This is a genomic window from Streptomyces pinistramenti (assembly GCF_020564935.1).
GTDB lineage: Bacteria > Actinomycetota > Actinomycetes > Streptomycetales > Streptomycetaceae > Streptomyces > Streptomyces pinistramenti.
Window position 1 is genome coordinate 99,565 of sequence record NZ_JAJCXB010000003.1, and the last position, 20,780, is coordinate 120,344.

A 20,780-nucleotide genomic window follows, 5' to 3' on the forward strand; every position below is an offset into this window, starting at 1 on the left:
CGGTCATCGGCAGCGCGACGGGGGACGACCATGGGCGACTTTCTGCATGCTGCGCTCGCCTTTCCGGCGGCGCTCTTCAGTTTCGCGCTGGTCATCGTCGCCGGGTACTGGCTGCTGGTGCTGATCGGCGGCGCCGGCGTGCACATCCTCGACGGGGGTGAGGATGGCCACGCCGGCACCGACGCCCAGGCCGGGCTTCCGGTGACGGTGACACTGTCGCTGGGCCTGCTCATCGCCTGGCTCGTCAGCCTCGCGGGCGCCGCGCTGACCACGGACCTGCCGCTGCGGGCCGGATCGCTGGCGGCCGCGGTGGCCGCCGCCTGGGCCGGTACCCGGCTCGCGGCCCGCATCGCCCGCCGGATGCTGCCGCCCGAACAGGTCGCCTCCCGCGACGACTTCATCGGCCGGATCTGCGTGATCCGCACCGGCCGGGTCGACTCCGGCTTCGGCCAGGCCGAGGTGCGCGCCGATGACGGCGCCACCGCGACCGTGCAGGTACGCAGCGAGGAGACCGGTCTCACCGCGGGCAGCAGCGCCCTCATCTTCGACTACGACGCCGACGGCGAGTTCTTCCGGGTCGCGCCCTTCGACGGCGCCCTCGACCCCCACGAACCCCTCGTCTGAGGCCCGCCCCGCCGCTTCGCCGGGCCCCGCGCCGCCCTGCCCGCCGCGCGCTGCCCGTCACCCTCACGCGTCGTCAACTTCCCGCACCTACACAGGGATTCACCGATGGATGCCATCACCATAGGAATCGGCGTGACCATCGCCGTCGTCGTCCTCATCGTGCTCGTGGCGCTCTTCGCCGTCACCCGCCTCTACCGCAAGGTCCATCAGGGCCAGGCGCTGATCGTGTCCAAGTACCGCAAGGTCGACGTCACCTTCACCGGCGCCGTGGTGCTGCCGGTGCTGCACAAGGCCGAGGTGATGGACATCTCGGTGAAGACCATCGAGATCGGCCGCACCGGTCACGAGGGCCTGATCTGCAAGGACAACATCCGCGCCGACATCCGGATCGCGTTCTTCGTCCGCGTCAACAAGACGAAGGAGGACGTGGTCAAGGTCGCCCAGGCGATCGGCACCGAGCGCGCCAGCCACGACAGCACCCTCCAGGCGCTGTTCAACGCGAAGTTCTCCGAAGCGCTCAAGACCGTCGGCAAGCAGCTGGACTTCCAGGACCTCTACACGATGCGGGACGAGTTCCGCGACCGCATCATCGCCGTCATCGGCACCGATCTGAACGGTTACAGCCTCGAAGACGCCGCCATCGACCACCTGGAGCAGACCCCGCTGGCGCAGCTCGACGCCGCCAACATCCTCGACGCGCAGGGCATCCGCAAGATCACCGAGCTGACCGCGATCGAGCACGTCCGCACCAACGAGTACCAGCGCCACGAGGAGAAGGAGATCACCCGGCAGAACGTCGACGCCCGCGAAGCCGTGCTCGAACTCCAGCGCAGGCAGGCCGACGCGGAGATCAAGCAGCACCGCGAGATCGAGATCGTCCGGGCCAGGGAAGAGGCCGAGACCGCCCGCGTACAGGCCGAGGAGCGGCTGCGGGCGCAGGCCGCGCACCTCAAGACGGAGGAAGCGCTCGGCATCCAGAACGAGAACCGCGAGCGGGAGATCGCGGTGGCGGTCAAGAACCGGGAGCGGGTCATCGCCATCGAGAACGAGCGCATCGAGAAGGACCGGCTGCTGGAGGTCATCGCCAGGGAACGCGAGACGCAGCTGACCCGCATCGCCGCCGACAAGGAGGTCGAGGCGGAGAAGCGGGAGATCGCCGATGTCATCCGGGAGCGGATCGCGGTCGAGAAGACCGTCGCCGCCCAGGAGGAGGAGATCAAGAAGCTGCGCACGGTCGAGGAGGCCGAGCGGGAGCGGCAGTCGCTGATCATCCGCGCCGAGGCCGAGGCCCAGGAGCGCCTGGTCAAGGACATCAAGGCGGCCGAGGCGGCGGAGCAGGCGGCCACCCACCGCGCCGCCGAGCAGATGACCCTCGCCGAGACCCGTCACCGCACCGCCGAACTCGACGCGCAGGCCAAGATCCGGCTCGCCGAAGGCGTCCAGGCCGAAGCCGCCGCGGCCGGCCTCGCCGACGTCCAGGTCCGCGAACGGAATGCGCAGGCCATCGAGAAGTCCGGGCTCGCCGAGGCGGAGGCGGCCGGCGCGCTGCTCAGGGCCGAGGCGGAAGGCGCCCGCCTCAAGGCGCTCGCGGACGCCGAGGGCACCAAGGCGCAGGCGCTCGCCGACGCCGTCGCCATCGGCGAGAAGCTCAAGGCGGAGGCCGAGGGGCTCACCGACAAGGCCGCCGCGATGGCCGCACTGGACTCGGCGAGCCGGGAGCACGAGGAGTACCGGCTGCGTCTTGCCGCCGAGAAGGACATCCGGCTGGCGGGCATCGACGTCCAGCGGCAGGTCGCCGAGGCCCAGGCGACGGTGCTGGCCACCGGCCTGGAGAACGCCCGGATCGACATCGTCGGCGGGGAGAGCGCCTTCTTCGACAAGCTCGTCGGCTCCATCGGCACCGCCAAGGGCCTGGACGCGCTGGTCGACCGCTCCGAGACGGTCCGCACGCTCGCGGGCCCCTGGCTCGACAAGGAGCACTCGACGTTCACCGATGACCTGGGCGCGATGCTCGGCGGCCTCGGGGCGTCAGGACTGCGCGACCTCACCCTGGCCGGCGCGCTGGGCCGGCTGATCGCGACCGGCGGCCCGCAATCCGGGCCGCTCCAGGACCTGTTGGACGCCCTGCGCGCGGGCGGCCTGGCCGAGACCCGGCTCGGCGACCTCGGCGCCGGCCTGCCCGCCGCGCGGAACGGCGGGGTGGCGAACGCCTCGTAGGGCGCCGGCAGGGGAGAGGGGAGCGGGCCGCGGGGCGGCGGGCACGGCGGCGGGGGAGCCGGGTGCCGTCGTCCCGCCACCCGTACCGAGTCAGCAGGGAGTGGGAAGCACGTGAACACCGACAATGCGCAGCACACACCGCCCGCCACGGCGGCAGCGGACCCGGGCGGCAGCGTGGCGGACGGCACCTACGAGGTGCTGCTCGGCCGTCTCGCCGCCGCGGCGGACGACCTCGCCACCCGGGCCGGAACGCTCAACACCCGCCGTACGGAAGCCTTCGGCGGCACCGCACAGGAACTCCTCGCCACCGGCCGGCTGCACACCGCCGCGGCCTGCCTGCCCCGCGACATCGCCCAGGTCGGCGGCCACCTGCTGTTCGGCCACCACCCGCCGGTCGCCGCGGGCACCGAGGGCGCGCCCACCACCGTCGCCGACGTCCTCGCCCTGCACCGCCTGGCCGGCGACCACGTCGAACCCGCAGCACCCGGCGCGCTCCCCGGCCTCCTCGACGACCCGCGCTTCCTGCACGACTTCGACGAACTGCACCGCTACTACCGCCAGGCCCGCCTGCTCCAACTGCGCCGCACCGACACCCTGTTGCTCGCCGTCTTCCGTACCGGCGACCGGCTCACCGACATCCGCGCACTGCGCTGGCGGATCGCCGCCGACGGCACCCCGTCCTACCTCGACGCCAAGGGCGAACGCGACCTCACCCTGCCGCCCCCGCACGACGTCACCTGGACCCCCGCCACCCGCGAGGACCACGTCGCCGGACGCCACCCGCACATCGCCGTGCAGGACACCGTCTACGTCTCCACCTCCGGCGGCGCCCTCACCCTCAAGGCCGACAACGACACCACCACCGCCGACGGCATCCACCGCGAACCCGTCGACGAACCCCTCCAGTCGCTCGCCGACGCCGACGTGGCACACGCCCGGGTCGGCCCGCTGATCCTGCTGCGGATACGCCCCTACAAGGAGAGTGCCGACCGCCACCTCGTCTACCACACCCGCACCCGCACCGCCGTCCGCATCGATGCCATCGGCCAGGCGTGCCGAACCCTCCCCGAGGACCAGGGCATCGTCTTCCCCGGCGGCTACCACCTCACCACCGGCGCCACCCGAACGTTCGACACCGGCACCCGAGGACTGGAATTCGTCCGCGCGGTCCGCTCCCCGAACGGCGAGGACCTGCTGTACGTCTTCCAGGACCGTGCCGAGGGCCGCACCCTCCTGCTCCCCTACAACGTCATCCGCGAAGAGGCCGCCGCCCCGCTCACCACCCGCGGCTACGCCCTCTTCGACGACGGCACCCTGGCCGTACTGCGCGACCGGGGCCCCGAGCCGGCCCGCGTCCACCCCCTCCAGATCTGGCGCACCCCTTTCACCTCCGACGCCTACACGGCGGCCCTGCCACAGGGCGAGGGACCGCTGGCCCGCATCGGCAACGCCGAACTCGTCCGCGGCATCTCCGACGTCCTCGCCGTGGCCCGGATGACGGCCGGGACCGAGCCGTCCGCCGCCGTCTTCGACGCCATCGCGGCCGCCGCCGCCCGCGCCGCCGACACCCACCACTGGCTCGCCGACCCCGAACTCGGTGCGCCCGCCGAGCCGTTGGCGACCGTCCGGGCCACCGCATCCCAGGTCATCGACGAATTCGCGCGGGTCACCGCGCTCCGCGAACGCGCCGCCGAACAGCTCGCGGAAGCCGAGACCCGCACCACCGCCCTGGTCCGCCGGATCCGCGCCGACCGGCCGGAGTCCGCCGACACCTGGGTCCGCCATCTCGCCGCGCTCCGCCACGCCCAGGGCCACCTGGAGAGCCTGCGCGAGACCCGGAACACCGACACCGACCGGATCGACACGCTCACCGCCGCACTCGCCGACGACCTGGCCGCCACCGGCCGCCGCGCCGTCGCCTTCCTCAGCGCCGACGACGCCTTCGCCGCCACCCACCGCACCGTCGCCGGCCTCACCGACCAGGCCGCCGCCATCGGCGCCGCCGCCGACGCCGCGCCGCTCGCCGCCCGCATCGACGAACAGGCCGAAGCGCTGCGGATCGTCACCGACGTCGTCGGCACCCTCGACCTCCCCGACACCACCGTCCGCACCGCCGTCCTCACCCGCCTCGGCGACGTCCTGGGCGCCGTCAACCGCGCCCGCGCCACCCTCGAATCCCGCCGCCGCACCCTCGCCGACGCCGAGGGCCGAGAGGAGTTCGCCGCCCACTTCGCCCTGCTCGGGCAGGCCCTGGCGGGTGCGCTGGCCGACGCCGCCAGTCCCGAGGAGTGCGACGAACAGCTCGGCAGGCTGCTCCTCCAGGTCGAAAACCTCGAAGCGCGCTTCGCAGGAACCGACGACGGCGCCGCCACCGGCCAGGACGACCGCACGGCGCGGATCGCCGCCCGGCGCGAGGAGATCAGCGAGGCATTCGCCGCCCGCAAACAGGCCCAGCTCGACGAACGCGCCCGGCGCACCGACCGGCTCGCCGCATCCGCCGACCGGGTCCTGACCACCGTCACCCGCCACGCCCGCGCCCTCGACACCGCCGACGAGGTCCACGCCTACTTCGCCGCCGACCCGCTGGTCGCCAAGGTCCGCGCCACCGCCGAGAAACTGCGCGCCCTCGCCGACCCGGTACGCGCCGGCGAACTGGAGGGCCGGCTCGCCGCCGCCCGCCAGGAAGCCGGCCGGGCCCTGCGCGACCGCGCCGACCTCTACGACACCGCAGGCACCCTCCGCCTCGGCCGCCACCGCTTCGCCGTCAACACCCAGCCCCTCGACCTCACCCTCGTCCCGTACGAAGGCCGCCTCGCCTTCGCCGTCACCGGAACCGACTACCGCGCACCCGCCGCCGACGACCGCCTCACCGCCGACCGCGCCTTCTGGGACCAGCCGCTGCCCTCGGAATCACCCGCCGTCTACCGCGCCGAACACCTCGCGGCCCTCCTGCTGGACCGGGCCGAAACCGGCGAGGACGACCTCACCCTGGACACGCTGCGCGCGGCGGCCGCCGACGGCACCCTGGCCGGCCTGGTCGGCCGGGCCGCCCAGGACCGCTACGACGAGGGCTACGACCGCGGCGTGCACGACCACGACACCACCGCCGTGCTCACCGCCCTGCTGCAACTGCGCGCCGACGCGGGACTGCTCCGCTTCACCCCGGAAACCCGCGCCACAGCTCAGCTGTTCTGGCGCCACGGCACCGACCACACCGCCCGCACCCTGTGGACCACCCGCGCGCACTCCCTGGCCCGCGCCCGCGCCCGCTTCGGCCGCCGCGCGGACACCGCCGAACTGGCCGCCGAACTGACGCAGGCCGCCACCCGCTTCCTGACGGACACCGGCCTGCCGCCCGCCGACGCGGCACCAGACCCCCACGGCCCGGCCGGCCTCGGCGGCTACCTCGTCGAGGAACTGGCCGCCGGCCGCCCGCACTTCGCCACCGGAGCCGCCGCCCGCGCCCTGCTGGCCGGCTTCCGGCAGGCACTCGGCGGCCCCGAATCCACCGCCGTCAAGGAATTCGCCGAGGACCTGCGCGCCCTCGGCGAAGACCTGGCCGCCCGCCACCACCTCGTCACCGCCTGGCTGCGCGGCTACGCCGACGACCGCGGCGCGCCCCGCGACGACCTCGCCGAGGCCGCCGCCATCGAACTGTGCGGCCCTGACCTGCCGCGCCGCGAGATCGACGCACCCGTCGCCACTGTCGTCGGCGGACTGCTCGGCAGCCACCCCCGGATCCGCGCCGACGGCACCCTGCCGCTGCGCCTGGACGAACTCCTCGCCCGCACCCGCACCTTCCGCACCACCCGCGTCCCCGCACACCGCGCCTACACCCGCCGCCGCACCGCCCTCCTCGCCGCCGAACGCCGCCGGCTGCGGCTGGACTCCTACCGCCCCGACGTCCTGCCCTCCTTCGTCCGCAGCCGCCTCATCGACGAGGTGTACCTGCCGCTCATCGGCGACAACCTCGCCAAGCAGCTCGGTGCGGCCGGCGACGAACGGCGCACCGACAGCCAGGGCCTGCTGCTGCTCCTGTCACCGCCCGGCTACGGCAAGACGACCCTGCTGGAATACGTCGCCGCCCGCCTCGGCCTGGTCCTCGTCACCGTCGACGGCCCCGCCCTCGGCCACGGCACCACCTCCCTCGACCCGGCCGCGGCCCCCGACGCCGCCGCCCGCCGCGAGGTGGAGAAGATCTCGTTCGCGCTGGAGATGGGCAGCAACGTCCTCCTCCACCTCGACGACATCCAGCACACCTCGCCCGAACTGCTCCAGAAGTTCATCCCGCTCTGCGACGCGCAGCGCCGCATGGAAGGCGTGTGGGACGGCCGGGCGCGCAGCTACGACCTGCGCGGCAAGCGCTTCGCGGTCTGCATGTCCGGCAACCCGTACACCGAGTCGGGACAGCGCTTCCGGCTGCCCGACATGCTCGCCAACCGCGCGGACGTCTGGAACCTCGGCGACGTCCTCACCGGCAAGGAAGACCTCTTCGCGCTCTCCCACATCGAGAACGCCCTCACCGCCAACCCCGTCCTCGCCCCGCTCGCCGCCCGCGACCGCGCCGACACCGCCCTGCTGGTCCGGCTCGCCCAGAACGCCCCGGCCGCCCGCGCCGACCTGCTCGCCCACCCGTACGCCCCGGAAGAGCTGGAGCAGATCCTCGCCGTGCTGCGCAAGCTGTTGCGCGTGCGGCGCACGGTGCTCGACGTCAACCGCGCTTACCTCGCCTCCGCCTCCCAGGCGGACACCACCCGCACCGAACCGCCGTTCCTGCTCCAGGGCTCCTACCGCAACACCAACAAGCTCGCGGCGCGCCTGGTCCCCGTGATGAACGACACGGAAGTCGACGCGCTGATCGACGACCACTACCGCAGCGAGGCGCAGACGCTGACCGGCGGCGCCGAGGCCAACCTGCTCAAGCTCGCCGAGATCCGCGGCCGCCTCACCGGCGACGCGGCCCGCCGCTGGCAGGAGGTGAAGGCCACCTGGCGGGCCCGCTGAGAGCCCGGGTCCGAGGCCGGCGCCCCGCCGCGGCGGCACCCGGCGGGGCCTCCTGCACCCCTCGTCGGTATCCGGCGGACGAGTCGTGCAGATCGTGTGCAGGTGGCGGGACGCCCGGCGGGCTTCCGGCCAGGCCGGGCGGGGGGACACCCGGCGGCGGGCCGTCCGCCCGCGAGGGAGGCGGGTGGGCGACGGCCTTGACGAAGGCTTAGCATCCTCTGCGTGTCCAAACTGACCGACGTGCCCAAACGCATCTTGATCGGGCGCGCACTGCGCAGCGACAAGCTCGGCGAGACCCTTCTCCCCAAGCGCATCGCACTCCCCGTCTTCGCCTCCGACCCGCTCTCCTCCGTGGCCTACGCGCCGGGCGAGGTGCTGCTGGTGCTGTCCGTCGCGGGTGTGTCGGCGTACCACTTCAGCCCGTGGATCGCGGTCGCCGTCGTGGTGCTGATGTTCACCGTCGTGGCGTCGTACCGGCAGAACGTGCACGCGTACCCGAGCGGCGGCGGCGACTACGAGGTCGCCAACACCAACCTCGGACCCAAGGCCGGTCTGACCGTGGCCAGCGCCCTGCTGGTCGACTACGTCCTGACCGTCGCGGTCTCCATCTCATCGGGCGTGGAGAACCTCGGCTCCGCGATCCCGTTCGTCGTCGAGCACAAGACGCTCTGCGCCATCGCCACCATCGTGCTGCTGACCTTGATGAACCTGCGCGGCGTCAAGGAATCCGGCAAGCTCTTCGCCATCCCGACGTACGTCTTCGTCGCCGGTGTCTTCATCATGATCCTCTGGGGTGCGTTCCGCGGCCTGATCATGGGCGACTCGATGAAGGCCCCCACCGCCGACTTCACCGTCCACGCCGAACACCAGGGCCTGGCCGGCTTCGCCCTGGTCTTCCTGCTGCTGCGCGCCTTCTCCTCCGGCTGCGCCGCGCTCACCGGCGTCGAGGCGATCAGCAACGGCGTGCCCGCCTTCCGCAAGCCGAAGTCCAAGAACGCCGCCAGCACCCTCGCCCTCATGGGCGGCCTGGCCGTCACCATGTTCTGCGGCATCATCGCCCTGGCCATGGCCACCGACGTCAAGATGGCCGAGTCGCCGGCCAAGGACCTGCTGCACCACGGCGTCCCGGTCGGCTCCGGCTTCACCCAGGACCCGGTCATCTCGCAGGTCGCCGCCGCGGTCTTCGGCAGCGGCTCGTTCCTCTTCGTCGTGCTGGCCGCCGCCACCGCCCTGGTCCTCTTCCTCGCCGCCAACACCGCCTACAACGGCTTCCCGCTGCTCGGCTCGATCCTTGCCCAGGACCGCTACCTGCCGCGCCAGCTGCACACCCGCGGCGACCGGCTGGCGTTCTCCAACGGCATCGTGCTGCTGGCCGGCGCGGCCGCCGTCCTCGTCTACATCTACGGCGCGGACTCCACCCGCCTGATCCAGCTCTACATCGTCGGCGTCTTCGTCTCCTTCACACTCAGCCAGATCGGCATGGTCCGGCACTGGAACCGCCACCTGCGCGCCGAGAAGTCCGTCGCCGCCCGCCGCCGGATGCACCGCTCCCGCGCGATCAACGCGTTCGGCGCCACCTTCACCGGCCTCGTCCTGATCGTCGTGCTGCTGACGAAGTTCACGCACGGCGCCTGGGTCGCGCTGCTCGGCATGGTCATATTCTTCGTGACGATGAGTGCCATCCGACGGCACTACGATCGGGTCGCCGACGAGATCGCCGCTGAGGAAACCCCCGACGACGAGGTCGTCCGCCCTTCCCGGGTACACGCCATAGTCCTGGTCTCCAAGGTGCACAAGCCCACCCTGCGCGCCCTGAACTACGCCAAGCTGATGCGCTCCGACACCCTCGAAGCACTCAGCGTCGACGTCGACCCGGCCGACACCAAGGCACTGCGCGCCGAGTGGGAACGCCGCGGCATTGAGGTCCCCCTCAAGGTCCTCGCCTCCCCGTACCGCGAGATCACCCGCCCGATCATCGACTACGTCAAGTCGCTGCGCCGGGAGAGCCCGCGCGACGCCGTCTCCGTCTACATCCCGGAATACGTCGTCGGCCACTGGTACGAGCACCTCCTCCACAACCAGAGCGCCCTGCGCCTCAAGGGCCGGCTCCTGTTCACCCCCGGCGTCATGGTCACCTCCGTGCCCTGGCAGCTCGACTCCTCCGAGGCCGCCAAGCGGCGGGCCCGCAAGCGCGCCGAGTGGAACGCGCCGGGTGCCGTCCGCCGCGGCCCTGTCACCCAGCCGAAGAAGGACAAGGCGGCCACCAAGAAGTAGCGGCGGCGGCCCCGCGGGGCGGGCGGCGGCCGCGGCACAAGGCACGGCACGACGGCACGTAGACTCGAAGGCTGTCGTCCCGCCGTACCCGGCCGCGGCCCCGCCGCGCCACCCCCACCTTTGGAGCTTCGCCGCCATGCAGACAGAACCCGAGAAGTCGCTGGTCGGCGCGGAGTACGAGGTCGAGGTCGGCCCGGTCGCGCACGGCGGCCACTGCATCGCCCGCACCGACGAGGGCCAGGTCCTCTTCGTGCGGCACGCACTCCCCGGCGAGCGGGTCACCGCCCGCGTCACCGACGGCGAGGAGGGCGCCCGCTTCCTGCGCGCCGACGCCGTCGAGATCCACACCCCCTCCAAGGACCGCGTCGAGGCGCCCTGCCCCTTCTCGGGCCCCGGCAAGTGCGGCGGCTGCGACTGGCAGCACGCCGCCCCCGGCGCCCAGCGCCGCCTCAAGGGCGCGGTGATCACCGAACAGCTGGAGCGGCTGGCCGGCCTCACCCCCGAGGACGCCCGCTGGGACGGCACCGTCGAGCCGGCCCCCGGCGACAAGGTCGCCAAGGGCGAGGTCCCGGCCTGGCGCACCCGCGTCCAGTACGCCGTCGACGCCGAGGGCCGCGCGGGCCTGCGCAAGCACCGCTCCCATGAGGTCGAGCCGGTCACCCACTGCCTGATCGCCGCCCCCGGCGTCTCCGAACTGGGCATCGAGCAGCGCGAGTGGCCGCAGATCGCCTCCGTCGAAGCGATTGCCGCCACCGGCTCCCACGACCGCCAGGTCATCCTCACCCCCCAGCCCGGCGGCCGCCTCCCCCTCGTCGAGCTCGACAAGCCCGTCTCGGTCCTCCGCGTCGACGAGAAGGACGGCGGCGTCCACCGCGTCCACGGCCGCCCCTTCGTCCGCGAACGCGCCGCCGACCGCACCTGGCGGGTCGGCAACGGCGGCTTCTGGCAGGTCCACCCGAAGGCCGCCGACCTCCTCGTCGAGGCCGTCATGCAGGGCCTGATGCCGAAGAAGGGCGACATGGCCCTCGACCTCTACTGCGGCGTCGGCCTCTTCGCCGGAGCCCTGGCCGAACGCGTCGGCGACAAGGGCGCCGTCCTCGGCATCGAATCCGGCAAGCGCGCCGTCGAGGACGCCCGCCACAACCTCCAGGACCTCGACCGCGTCCGCATCGAACACGGCAAGGTCGAGACGATCCTCCCCCGCACCGGCATCACCGACGCCGACCTCGTCGTCCTCGACCCCCCGCGCGCCGGCGCCGGCCGGAACACCGTCACCCAACTCGCCGCCCTCACCCCCCGCCGCATCGCCTACGTCGCCTGCGACCCGGCCGCCCTCGCCCGCGACCTGAAGTACTTCCGGGAGGCCGGGTATGTGCCTCGGCGGATGCGGGCGTTCGATCTGTTTCCTGTGACCCACCATGTGGAGTGCGTGGCGATCCTTGAGAGGGCATCGAAGGGCGTCTGACCTGCGGTTTTTCGCGTGCGCAGGATGTGTGGTGTGGGCGTTACGGGTGATATCTTGTCGCACATTCGACGCGCGTGAGGCCTTTCTGACGCACGTTTGACGCATGTCCTGATGGATCGTCAGGGGTGCGGTCCTGCAGGTGGCGGTGCGTCAGGTGCGGTCTTCCGGGGCCCCTTCTTTGCTGTCTCTTGGTGAAGCCTTGCCGGTTATGGCCTGATTTGGGGCCTGGGGGGAGCGGGGTCCGCAGGGGCTTCGACGGCCGAGGAAAGGCTCAAGGTCTGCTCCGCTGGGCTGCGGCGGTATGGGTAGCTTTGGTGCCGAGGCGGACTCGGTGAGCTGTTGAAGGTGGGCGTCTGCGAACGCGAGCCACGCCTCGATCTCGGTCCTTTCCTGCCCGGGAAGCAGTGACGTGGCGTGGTCGCGCACCGCTGTGACGTACTCGGTCAGGCGCTTGGCCTGGTGCCAGGCGTCTACCTGTTCTTCGAGGTGCTTGACGCGATAGGTGTGGGTGTGTGCGGCGCGGGCTTTGAGCGCGGCGCTTTCCCAGTTCTGCCCTGCCGCCTCCTGGTGCTGCTCGTCTGCGTGGCGGTCGCGTTCCGCGGCTTCGCCGCGAAGGTCGACTTCTTGCACGATTTCGGCGAGTTGGTCTTCCAGAGGTCGGTCGGGGAGATCGGTCCCTTCGTTGCCGCGGTGCGGGCTGCCGCCGCGGAGGATGAAACACAGCCGGTTGGCGGGGGTGTGGTCGAAGCGGGGGATGCGCATCCATGTGTGCTTCTTGGCGTCGGCAAGTTCCTTGTCGGTGGGGATGTGTGCGCTGCGGTTCTGTTCCTGGAGGACGAGGAAGCCGACCGTTGCGTCTCGGGCGGTGATGGTGAAGTGGGGTGGTGCGCTGCGGCGTCGATGCGATGGGGGAGCGCCCTGCGTGGGGCCGAGTGCTGCCGTGTGGCCTTGCGATGCGGTGGTGGTGATGAGTGCCTGGATGATGCGCAGGGCGCGCCCTTGAACGGGTTTGGTCAGGCCCATGGGCTGAGCCTGCTTTGAAGTGCGATGTGCGATCACCACCGAATGAGGTCGGGTCAATCGCGCCGGTACGGGGACCGGGGCGGGTTCGATATGGCGCCAAGCTGGGATGTCGATGAGCTTGATTTCGTAGCCGCGGCGGGTCTGCTTTCCGCGAAGATCCTGGGTGTGCGGGATCTTGCCGGACTTGCGTGCGGCGTTGACCCGTGATGCCCAATTGACCGTGTGTGGGCCGGATTCGACGTGCTTGACGAGGAAGTTGTTGTTGGCGCTTAGCTCTTTGAGGAGCTGGTCGGCGGTGTAGTTCGTGCGGGCCTTCGGAACGGGATGGGGCCGTGGCGGCGTCAGCGTTCCCCCGGGCACTTCAGATGCTTCGCCGCTGCGCTCTCCGGGGCTGGTGTCGCCGTTTGCGAGGTACTGCCGACCCTTGTCGGTGAGTTGGGCGTTCCAATGCCCCCGGCGTTTGATGACTTTGATCAATCCTCGGCTTTGCCAAGCCTGAGTGCTGACCTTGTATGTGCTGTCCGGCCAAATCCCTTCAGGACACCCCTGGTCCACCCGGTCGAGAACGTCCTGCTGTCGCTCGTTCAGGCCCCTGTGCGTGCGGCCCTCCTGCGGATCCCCGGGCGTGCTACCCGGAGGCAATGCCCGTCGCTCCCGCAGAAAATCCGGGCATCATGAGAGGACCTTTGAGACGTGCTGCGCGGGCTGTTTACAGCGAGAACAGCTCTTCCTGGTAGTTCTCGACGATGTCGCGCCGCGGATGGAAGAAGCCAGCAGCATGAACGTCCTGGGTTGCTTGGCCAGGTTGCCGACGAAGCAGTGGACGACGTGGTCCGGCGCGAACATCCAGGTGAACCAGCGCTCCCGCAGCTTCTCCTCCACGCCCTGCTGCTCGTACTGGCGCAGGTACTTGCGGTACGACTCGCCGGCCTCCCGGTCCCGGAAAGCCATGTCGTGACCGGTGCAGTCGGAGACGTTGCAGCGGAAGCGGTAGCGGAACTCCAGTGGCACCCATTCCAGTTGGCGCAGGTCCTGGTCGAGGAGATCCATCTGATCCGTCCTGTGCCGGATGGGTTCCGCGCCGGACACACGTCGCCTGTGGTGAAGACGCTGGGCAGGCCGGTGCGGGGTGAGGGGCCTCGGACTTGATGCAGCCACAGCAGGCGGGGTAACCGTCTCGGCCGGAGTCCGGGCGATCGAGCTGTCGCCGGGGTGCTGCGTGCTGATGAACCGCACAGGCAGCGGCTGCCGAGCCTCACAGCGTGCTACGGCCGCTGCGCCGCAGCTCCCGGTGCCGTTCAAGGGTCTTGAGGGCGAGGTCCTTGAGCAGGTCGTCGTCGACTTCCACGGCGTTCTTCAGAAGGCGGGCATGCAAGTCCTTGACCAGGTCGGCCAGTTGACGGTCGTTTGCCAGGTTGACCGTCTCGTCGGGGTCGGCCACGCGGTCGATCAGGACGAGGTCCTCCTCCTCGTTGTCGCGTGGTGGGCGGCCGTCGATCCGGACGGTGGCGTCGAGGCGGTAGCGGTCGGTGCGGATGCACGAGCGGCGGGGCCAGCCTCGGCCGTCGTCGTAGGTTCCGTGCTGTTGGTTGGGGAAGGCCCGGCTCCATGGTGCGCCGTAGCCGATGGTCGAGAAGATCCCGGTCGGTGCCGGGTCGTGGAAGAGGTCGCGTCCGTCGAACGACTCCGGCGCCTCGATGCCGCACAGCCCGAACAGGGTCCGGGCCAGGTCGAGCGACTGGGCCAGGTCGGTGCGGACCTGGCGCGCGAGGCGTCCGGGTGCGCTGATGATCAGCGGCACCCGGTGGGAGCCGCGCGCGAAGGTGTGTTTGCCGTACGCCCCGTTCTCGCCGAGGTGGGCGCCGTGGTCCGAGGTGAGGACGACGACGGTGCGGTCCGCAACTCCCTTGGCGCGCAAGGCGTCCATGAGGACGGCGAGTTGGGCGTCGACCCAGCTGACCAGGTTGTGGTACGCCGCGTGGGCCTGGCGGGCAACGGCCGGGTCGGCGTCCGGGCCGCCGCCGCTGACTTCCGCGAAGCGTCGCTCGAACCGGCTCACCGGTGTACGTGAGCCGGGGAGCACGTCCGGGAAGTCCTCGGGCCTGTGCACCTGCCCGTACGCGTGCGGAACGATCACCGGGGTGTGCGGCTGCGGGAAGGAAGCCCGTACGAGGAAGGGTTCCTGTGCCTGCGCGATCCAGGCGGCGGCGTTCTCCGTGACCTGGGCGGGGGTGTACGGCTGTCCTTCGGGGAGTGTGCCGGCGACGATCGTCTTCCCGTTCGGGGCGAGTGCCGGGGCGCAGTCTGCCGGGTTCCGGCCGCTGAGCGGGGCTCGCATGGCGCCGCCGGCGGGGTCGTGCACCTGCCACGGGGTCAGCCCGGCCGGGAGGTGTTCCTTGCCGAAGCTGGCCGTGCGGTAGCCGTGGCGGACGAAGACCTCCGGGAAGGTGGTCAGGCCGGGTGGCAGGGGAAAGCCGTCGGCGTACGCCTCGTTGTGGTAGACGCCGGTGCGCTCGGGTGGCTGCCCGGTGAGGAGCGCGGTGCGAGAAGGCACGCAGACCGGGGAGTTGGTGTGGCACTCCTGGAACACGGCGCCGGATGCGGCGAGTTGGTCGACGGCGGGCGTGTGGGGGCGGAAGGGTCCTGTGGCGTAGCAGCCGAGCGCGTCCGCGCGCAGTTCGTCGCAGTACAGCCACAGGATGTTGAGGGGCTCGGCGGGCGGGGCGGACTGCATGGCGGTCGAGTCCCTTTCGTGGAGTGCTGCCTTCGTGGAGTGCCTTCATGGAAGCGGTCGAGTCTCAGGCGTCCTCGGCGGGTACGGCGATGACGGCCGAGAGGCGGGTGTCGGCGACGTTGTGGCCGGCCAGCACCTGGTACTCGCCGGGGACCGTCGTCCAGCCGCCGCTGTTCTCGTCCCAGAGGGTGAAGGCGCGCTCGGGAAGGGGGATGTCGGCCGTTGCGGCCTCGCCCGGTTCCGCGGTGACGGCTGCGAATCCCGCGAGGCAGCGCTCCGGCTGTTCCGCGGTATCGGGCCGGGTGGGGGCGACGTAGAGCTGGACCACTTCCCGGCCGGTGCGGTCGCCGGTGTTGCGCAGCCGGATGCGGACCGTTTCGGTGTCCGTGAGCTCGATGTGTTCGTACGTCCAGTCGGTGTAGCCGAGTCCGTGGCCGAAGGGGTAGGCGGGGGCGGTGGCATGGCGCTGCCAGGCGCGGTAGCCGATGAGGGCGCCCTCGTCGTAGCGCAGGACGCCGCCGGTGGGGGTGACCTGGGTGACGGGGGCGTCGGTGAGACGGGCGGGCCAGGTGGTGGGCAGGCGGCCGCCCGGCTCGGCGTGGCCGAGGAGCACGTCGGCCAGGGCCGCGCCGCCCTCCTGTCCCGGGAACCAGCTCAGCAGTACCGCGGCGACGTCCTCGCGCCACGGCATCTCCACGGGCGCACCGGAGTTGACGATCACGACGGTGCGCGGGTTGGCGGCGGCGACGTGGGCGACGAGTTCGTCCTGGCGCCCCGGCAGGCGCAGGGTGACGCGGTCGAACCCCTCGCTCTCGACGTGTTCGGTGGTGGCGACCACGACGACCGCGACGTCGGCGGCGGACGCGGCGGCGACCGCTTCCTCGATGAGCTGGTCGCCGTCGCGTTCCGGCGCCCGGTGGGCGAGGCTGAAGGCGACGCCGTGCAGCGGGCCGATGGCGCCCTTGGGTGTGTGGTTGAGGAGACTGATGGTGACCGGGCGGCCCCCTTCCAGGTCCGCGGTGCCGCGCGGCACACATCGGCCGATCAGGACCGCGCCCGTCGGTTCCGTGGCCTCCGGGTCGTCGTCCCCTTCGTACACGACACTGCCGTCCACGGTGAGCCGGAAGTCGCCGTTGCCGCGCGTACCGAAGTGGTGGGTACCGCTGTCCTGTGGGGTGAAGGTGCCGGTGATCTCGACCGAGTCCAGGGCCTCGAAGTCGGCGCCGTCGGGCAGTGCGTCAGCCGTCCAGCGCAGGTTGCCGACCGGCAGCGGGCACTCGCCGAGAACTGATCCGCGCGCGTCCCGCAGGACGGCGCGGAGCGTGAACTGTGCTGCGGCGATGGAGAGTTCGTTGTTCGGGTCGGCGCCCACGGCGTAGTCGAGTGCTACGTCGTCCGGGAGTGCGGCGCGCAGTCCGTCCAGCGGGGAGGTCACATGGGAGGGGAAGACCGTGGCGGAGCCGCCGCCGAGGATGCGGGCGTCGCGGGCGGCCCGGCCGACGAGCGCGATGCGGCGGGTGCCGGAGGCGTTCAGCGGCAGGGTACGGTCGCGGTTCTCCAGCATCACGATGGACCGGGTGGCGATCTCGCGGGCCACGGCTTCCCCGTCCACGGGCGCGGGGCGGTCGGCCTGCCCCACGACGGGCGGGGCGCCCTTCAGCAGGCCGAGGCGTGCGGCGAGCAGGAGGACGTGTCGTACGGCGGTGTCCACCGTGGCCTCCGCTACCCGGCCGTCGCGTACGGCGGCGGCGAGCGCCGGGCCGAAGACGGTGAACGGGCCCGGCATGGCGATGTCGAGTCCGCCCTCGATGGCCCGCACGGTGTCCCGGGCGGCCAGCCAGTCGGAGACCACGACGCCGTCGTAGCCCCACTCCTCACGCAGGACGCCGATCTGGAGCGGGCGGTGCTCCGTCATGGTGGATCCGTTGACGGAGTTGTAGGCGGACATCAGTGCCCAGGGCCGGGCCGTGGCGATGATCTCCTCGAACGGGGCGAGGTAGAGCTCGCGCAGGGCGCGGGGGCCGACCTGGTTGTCGACGGTGAAGCGTTCGGTCTCGGCGTCGTTGGCGACGAAGTGCTTGACGGTGGCGGCGATGCCGCTTTCCTGGAGGCCCGTGACGTATCCCGCGCCGATGCGGGCCGTGAGCAGTGGGTCCTCCGCGTACGACTCGAAGTGGCGGCCGCCCAGTGGGGAGCGGTGCAGATTGACGGTGGGGGCGAGCAGGACGTGCACGCCCTTGCGGTGGGCCTCCTGGGCGAGGGCACGGCCGGCCGTGCGGGCCAGGTCCGGGCTCCAGGTGGCGGCAAGGGCGGTGGGGCTGGGCAGGGTGAGGGCCGGGTCGTCGGGGGTGAAATCGGGTCCGCGCACGCCGACGGGCCCGTCCGACATGACCACGGACTCCAGGCCGATCTCCGGGACGGCGGGCAGGGACCACAGGTCCTGGCCGGCGAGCAGGCGCGTCTTGGTGTCCAGGTCGAGGCGGGCCAGGGCGGCTTCGACGGCGGCCAGACGGTTGGTGTGGTTCATCGTGGGTTCCCTTGCGTGGGCGCGGGGATCGTCCAGGACCGGGCGGGTGCGGCCGGGGCGGGCAGGGCCACGTCGGGCCGGCGCGGGTCGGGGTCGGCCGGGATGACGTCGGAGGTCTCCACCAGCCAGCGCAGCACGGCGTCGTGCAGGCGCCGTTCCACATCGGCGTGTTCGGAGCGGCCCGCGAGGTTGGTGCGCTCGTGCGGGTCCTTCGCCCAGTGGTACAGCTCGGGCTGCTCGTACAGCCGCCACACGTACGTCCACTCCTGGTCCCGGACGGCGACGGCCTTGCCCGCCAGGGTCGGATCCTGGTGCTGGAGGGCCGACTTCAGGTCGTAGGGGAAGTTCGCGCGCTCCATCTGCGGTTCCTCGTCGACGGTGAACCCGCCTTCGGTGAAGGCGAGTTCACGGTGCGGCGCCGCCGGGTCGCGCAGCAGTGGCAGGAGGCTGCGGCCGAAGTGGCGGTGGGGTGCGGGCACGTCCGCGAGATCGAGCACGGTGGGCAGGACGTCGACCATCTCCACCATCGCGTCGCACTCCTGGCCGCCTTCGCCGAGCCCGGCACCGCTGATGATCAGCGGGTCGCGGGTGATGCAGTCGTGCATCGCGGACGGCCACTTCTCGATCACCCTGTGGTCGCCGAGGTATTCGCCGTGGTCGGCGAAGAAGAGGGTGACGGTGTCGTCCGCCGCTCCGGACTGCTCAACTGCCCTGGAGATGCGGCCGATTTGGTCGTCGAGGCGGGACACCATGCCGTAGTACGTGGCCACGACCTCGCGCCACTGTTCGGGGGTGACCTCGTCCAGGCCGTGGGCTTCGCGGACGGCGCGCAGATAGCGCGGTTCGCCGGAGGGGTCGCCGGGCGGGGCCGGGTCGGGCACCGCGCCGCGGTCGAACCGGGAGAACCACGGCTCCTCCACCTGGAACGGGCAGTGCGGCGCCACCAGCGGCACGAACAGCACCCAGGGCCGGTCCCGCGGGGGCTCGCGCAGCCACTGTTCGGCGGTGCGCACCGCGGCCTCGTCGGGGTCGATCTGGCCGTCGTCGGGAACCCGGCCCCGGTAGAACAGCCGGGACCAGACGCCGTCGGGGTAGTCCCCGCCGTACAGCCGGGTGGGCCAGGTCGAGAAGCCGTACTCGTCGACGCTGGACTCGGTGACGCCGGGCGCGAAGGTGTCGCCGCGCATGCCGGCCCAAGTGACGTGGTACCCGGCGTCCTTGAGGATGCGCAGGAGGTTCGGCTCGTGGTCCTTGAGCAGGTGGGTGAGGGTGCGGTGGCCCGCGGTGTGCGGGTACCAGCCGGTGAGGATCGAGGCGCGGCTGGGCGAGCAGACCGGGTGCTGGACATAGGCGTTGCTGAAGCGGGTGCCGCGGGCGGCGAGCGCGTCGAGGTGCGGGGTGCCCGCGTGCGGGTTGCCGAAGGCGCCGAGCGCGTCCGCACGCAGCTGGTCCGGCATGAGGATCAGGAAGTTGGGGCGAGTGGCGCGGGTACTCACGAGGCGTTCTCCGTGTGCGGGGCCGGGATGATCCCGGTGACGGTGGTCATGCTTGCTTCGCTCCTCCGATGGTGGCGGCGGCGCGGCGGGCCAGCTCCGAACGGACGGCCGCGGCGTCGCGCACGTAGGGCTGGTAGAGCAGCGTGACCAGGGCGCCGTTGGCCAGCATGAGGACGACGGCCAGCCACAGGAATGCCGTCTGCAGGCCGAACGCGTCGCCGATATAGCCGACCAGGAGAGAACTGATGGCCCACCCGGCGGCCTCGACGGAGAGCATCAACGCGAAGGCCGCGCTGCGCAGTTCCGGCAGCACCACCGACATCACCACCGGCCGGTTGATGCCGGGATTGACGCTCTGCGCGGCGCCCACCAGGCTGAACACCACCATGTACGCCCACAGCGGGCTCCAGTCGATCTGGGTGGCGGCGTAGGCGACCACGGCATAGGTGACGATCGCCGTCTGCATGGCCGCGATCCGGCCGGTGCGCGGGTACCGCCGGTGGACCCGGTCGCCGACGAAGCCGCCGAGGAACGTGCCGAGCAGGTAGGTGACGGTGGCGGCTGGTGTCACCAGGGAGGCGGTGGCATTGCTGAAGCCGCGCTCGTCCACCAGGAAGGTGACCCCGAAGCTGATCAGGATGAACTGCCCGGTGGTCAGGCGCTGTACGCAGATCAGCATCAGGGTGCGGTTGCGCAGCAGGCTGCGGAGTTGCGCCCGGGTCAGCAGGGCCACGGCGGCCGGTCCGGAGCCGGCGCCGTCCGTGGCGCCGATGCCCGGGTCGTGGAGGAAGGCGAGGATCAGCACGCCGAAGACCACCTGGACGGTGCCGGAGGCGAAGAATCCGTACCGCCAGCCGTTCTCGACGTCCGCGAGCAGGCCGAGCAGCGGGCCCGTGATGCCGAGGCCCAGCGCGGCGATGCCGTACAGCACACCGGACGCGCGGCCGCGGTCGGCGTCGTCGAAGAGGTCGGCCACCAGGCCGTTGACGAGCGGTCCGCCGCCCGCGATCCCGGCGGAGGCGATGGTGGCCAGGACGATGAGCTGGACGAAGTTCTGGGCCAGGCCCATGGCCGCGGTCCACACGCCCCAGAAGCCGCAGCAGACGGCGAGGACGTTCTTGCGCGGCCATCGGCGGGCCAGCGCGACCCAGAGGGGCCCGGCGACGGCGTGGACCAGCTTGCTCGCGGCGACCAGCTGGCCGAGCGCGGCGAGCGGAAGGCCGAGGGCGGCGCGCAGCGCGGGGAAGAGGACGGACAGGACACTGGACTCGCTGTTGTCCACATTCAGCAGCCCACCCAGGAGGGCGAGTTGACGCCATCGGCGAGGGGCGCCGGGCGGTGGCGCCTTCGTGAGCGGCGGGACGGATCGCACGGGTACGGGCGGCACTGGTGGTACGGCATCGGTCGGCATCACGG

11 protein-coding genes are annotated in these 20,780 nt (G+C 71.8%); 5 read left to right on the forward strand and 6 right to left on the reverse strand.

All coding sequences use genetic code 11. The features are described 5' to 3' along the window. Positions 1–30: 30 nt before the first annotated feature. The 5 genes from LIU39_RS03425 (at position 31) to LIU39_RS03445 (ending at position 11,584) form a co-directional block, all read left to right on the forward strand. Entirely contained in the window at positions 31–624 is a 594-nt protein-coding gene (locus LIU39_RS03425; protein WP_227044390.1) for a hypothetical protein, read from the forward strand. 105 nt (positions 625–729) lie between these two features. Next, entirely contained in the window at positions 730–2,841 is a 2,112-nt protein-coding gene (locus LIU39_RS03430; RefSeq protein WP_227044392.1) for a flotillin family protein, read from the forward strand. A 111-nt stretch (positions 2,842–2,952) separates the two neighbouring features. After that, positions 2,953–7,845 carry a DNA repair ATPase gene (locus LIU39_RS03435; RefSeq protein WP_372463798.1) on the forward strand — a complete coding sequence of 1,631 codons (4,893 nt, stop codon included), beginning with the start codon at positions 2,953–2,955 and terminating at the stop codon, positions 7,843–7,845. A gap of 222 nt (positions 7,846–8,067) precedes the next feature. Beyond that, a complete protein-coding gene (locus tag LIU39_RS03440) occupies positions 8,068–10,119 on the forward strand; it encodes an APC family permease (RefSeq protein WP_227044394.1) in 2,052 nt (683 codons plus the stop codon). A gap of 136 nt (positions 10,120–10,255) precedes the next feature. After that, positions 10,256–11,584, forward strand: coding sequence for a class I SAM-dependent RNA methyltransferase (locus tag LIU39_RS03445; protein ID WP_227044396.1), 1,329 nt, complete (start codon positions 10,256–10,258; stop codon positions 11,582–11,584). Positions 11,585–11,734: 150 nt separating this feature from the next. Here LIU39_RS03445 and LIU39_RS03450 read toward each other — a convergent pair whose 3' ends face one another. The 6 genes from LIU39_RS03450 to LIU39_RS03475 form a co-directional block, all read right to left on the reverse strand. Continuing rightward, positions 11,735–13,084 (reverse strand): hypothetical protein, encoded by a 1,350-nt coding sequence (locus LIU39_RS03450; protein ID WP_227044399.1) that lies wholly within the window; start codon positions 13,082–13,084, stop codon positions 11,735–11,737. A gap of 195 nt (positions 13,085–13,279) precedes the next feature. Then, on the reverse strand, positions 13,280–13,657 hold the full coding sequence (locus tag LIU39_RS03455; RefSeq protein ID WP_227044401.1) for a DUF8757 domain-containing protein: 378 nt from the start codon (positions 13,655–13,657) through the stop codon (positions 13,280–13,282). 205 nt (positions 13,658–13,862) lie between these two features. Next, entirely contained in the window at positions 13,863–15,341 is a 1,479-nt protein-coding gene (locus LIU39_RS03460) for a sulfatase family protein (RefSeq protein ID WP_227044403.1), read from the reverse strand. A 64-nt stretch (positions 15,342–15,405) separates the two neighbouring features. Then, the gene (locus LIU39_RS03465) at positions 15,406–17,868 is read right to left on the reverse strand and encodes a beta-glucosidase H (protein WP_227044404.1); all 2,463 of its coding nucleotides are present in this window, start codon (positions 17,866–17,868) and stop codon (positions 15,406–15,408) included. Beyond that, the gene (locus tag LIU39_RS03470) at positions 17,865–19,364 is read right to left on the reverse strand and encodes a sulfatase family protein (RefSeq protein ID WP_227044405.1); all 1,500 of its coding nucleotides are present in this window, start codon (positions 19,362–19,364) and stop codon (positions 17,865–17,867) included. Before LIU39_RS03470 ends, LIU39_RS03465 begins: the two co-directional genes overlap by 4 nt. 46 nt (positions 19,365–19,410) lie before the next feature. Next, positions 19,411–20,646, reverse strand: a complete 1,236-nt coding sequence (locus LIU39_RS03475; protein ID WP_227044406.1) for an MFS transporter — start codon at positions 20,644–20,646, stop codon at positions 19,411–19,413. Between the last annotated feature and the right edge of the window lie 134 nt (positions 20,647–20,780).

Excerpts from the sequence above, each read along its gene's own strand:
- LIU39_RS03460 (WP_227044403.1), bottom strand. The coding sequence starts at position 15,341 with ATGCAGTCCGCCCCGCCCGCCGAGCCCCTCAACATCCTGTGGCTGTAC.
- LIU39_RS03465 (WP_227044404.1), bottom strand. The coding sequence starts at position 17,868 with ATGAACCACACCAACCGTCTGGCCGCCGTCGAAGCCGCCCTGGCCCGC.
- LIU39_RS03455 (WP_227044401.1), bottom strand. The coding sequence starts at position 13,657 with ATGGATCTCCTCGACCAGGACCTGCGCCAACTGGAATGGGTGCCACTG.
- LIU39_RS03430 (WP_227044392.1), top strand. The coding sequence starts at position 730 with ATGGATGCCATCACCATAGGAATCGGCGTGACCATCGCCGTCGTCGTC.
- LIU39_RS03445 (WP_227044396.1), top strand. The coding sequence starts at position 10,256 with ATGCAGACAGAACCCGAGAAGTCGCTGGTCGGCGCGGAGTACGAGGTC.
- LIU39_RS03425 (WP_227044390.1), top strand. The coding sequence starts at position 31 with ATGGGCGACTTTCTGCATGCTGCGCTCGCCTTTCCGGCGGCGCTCTTC.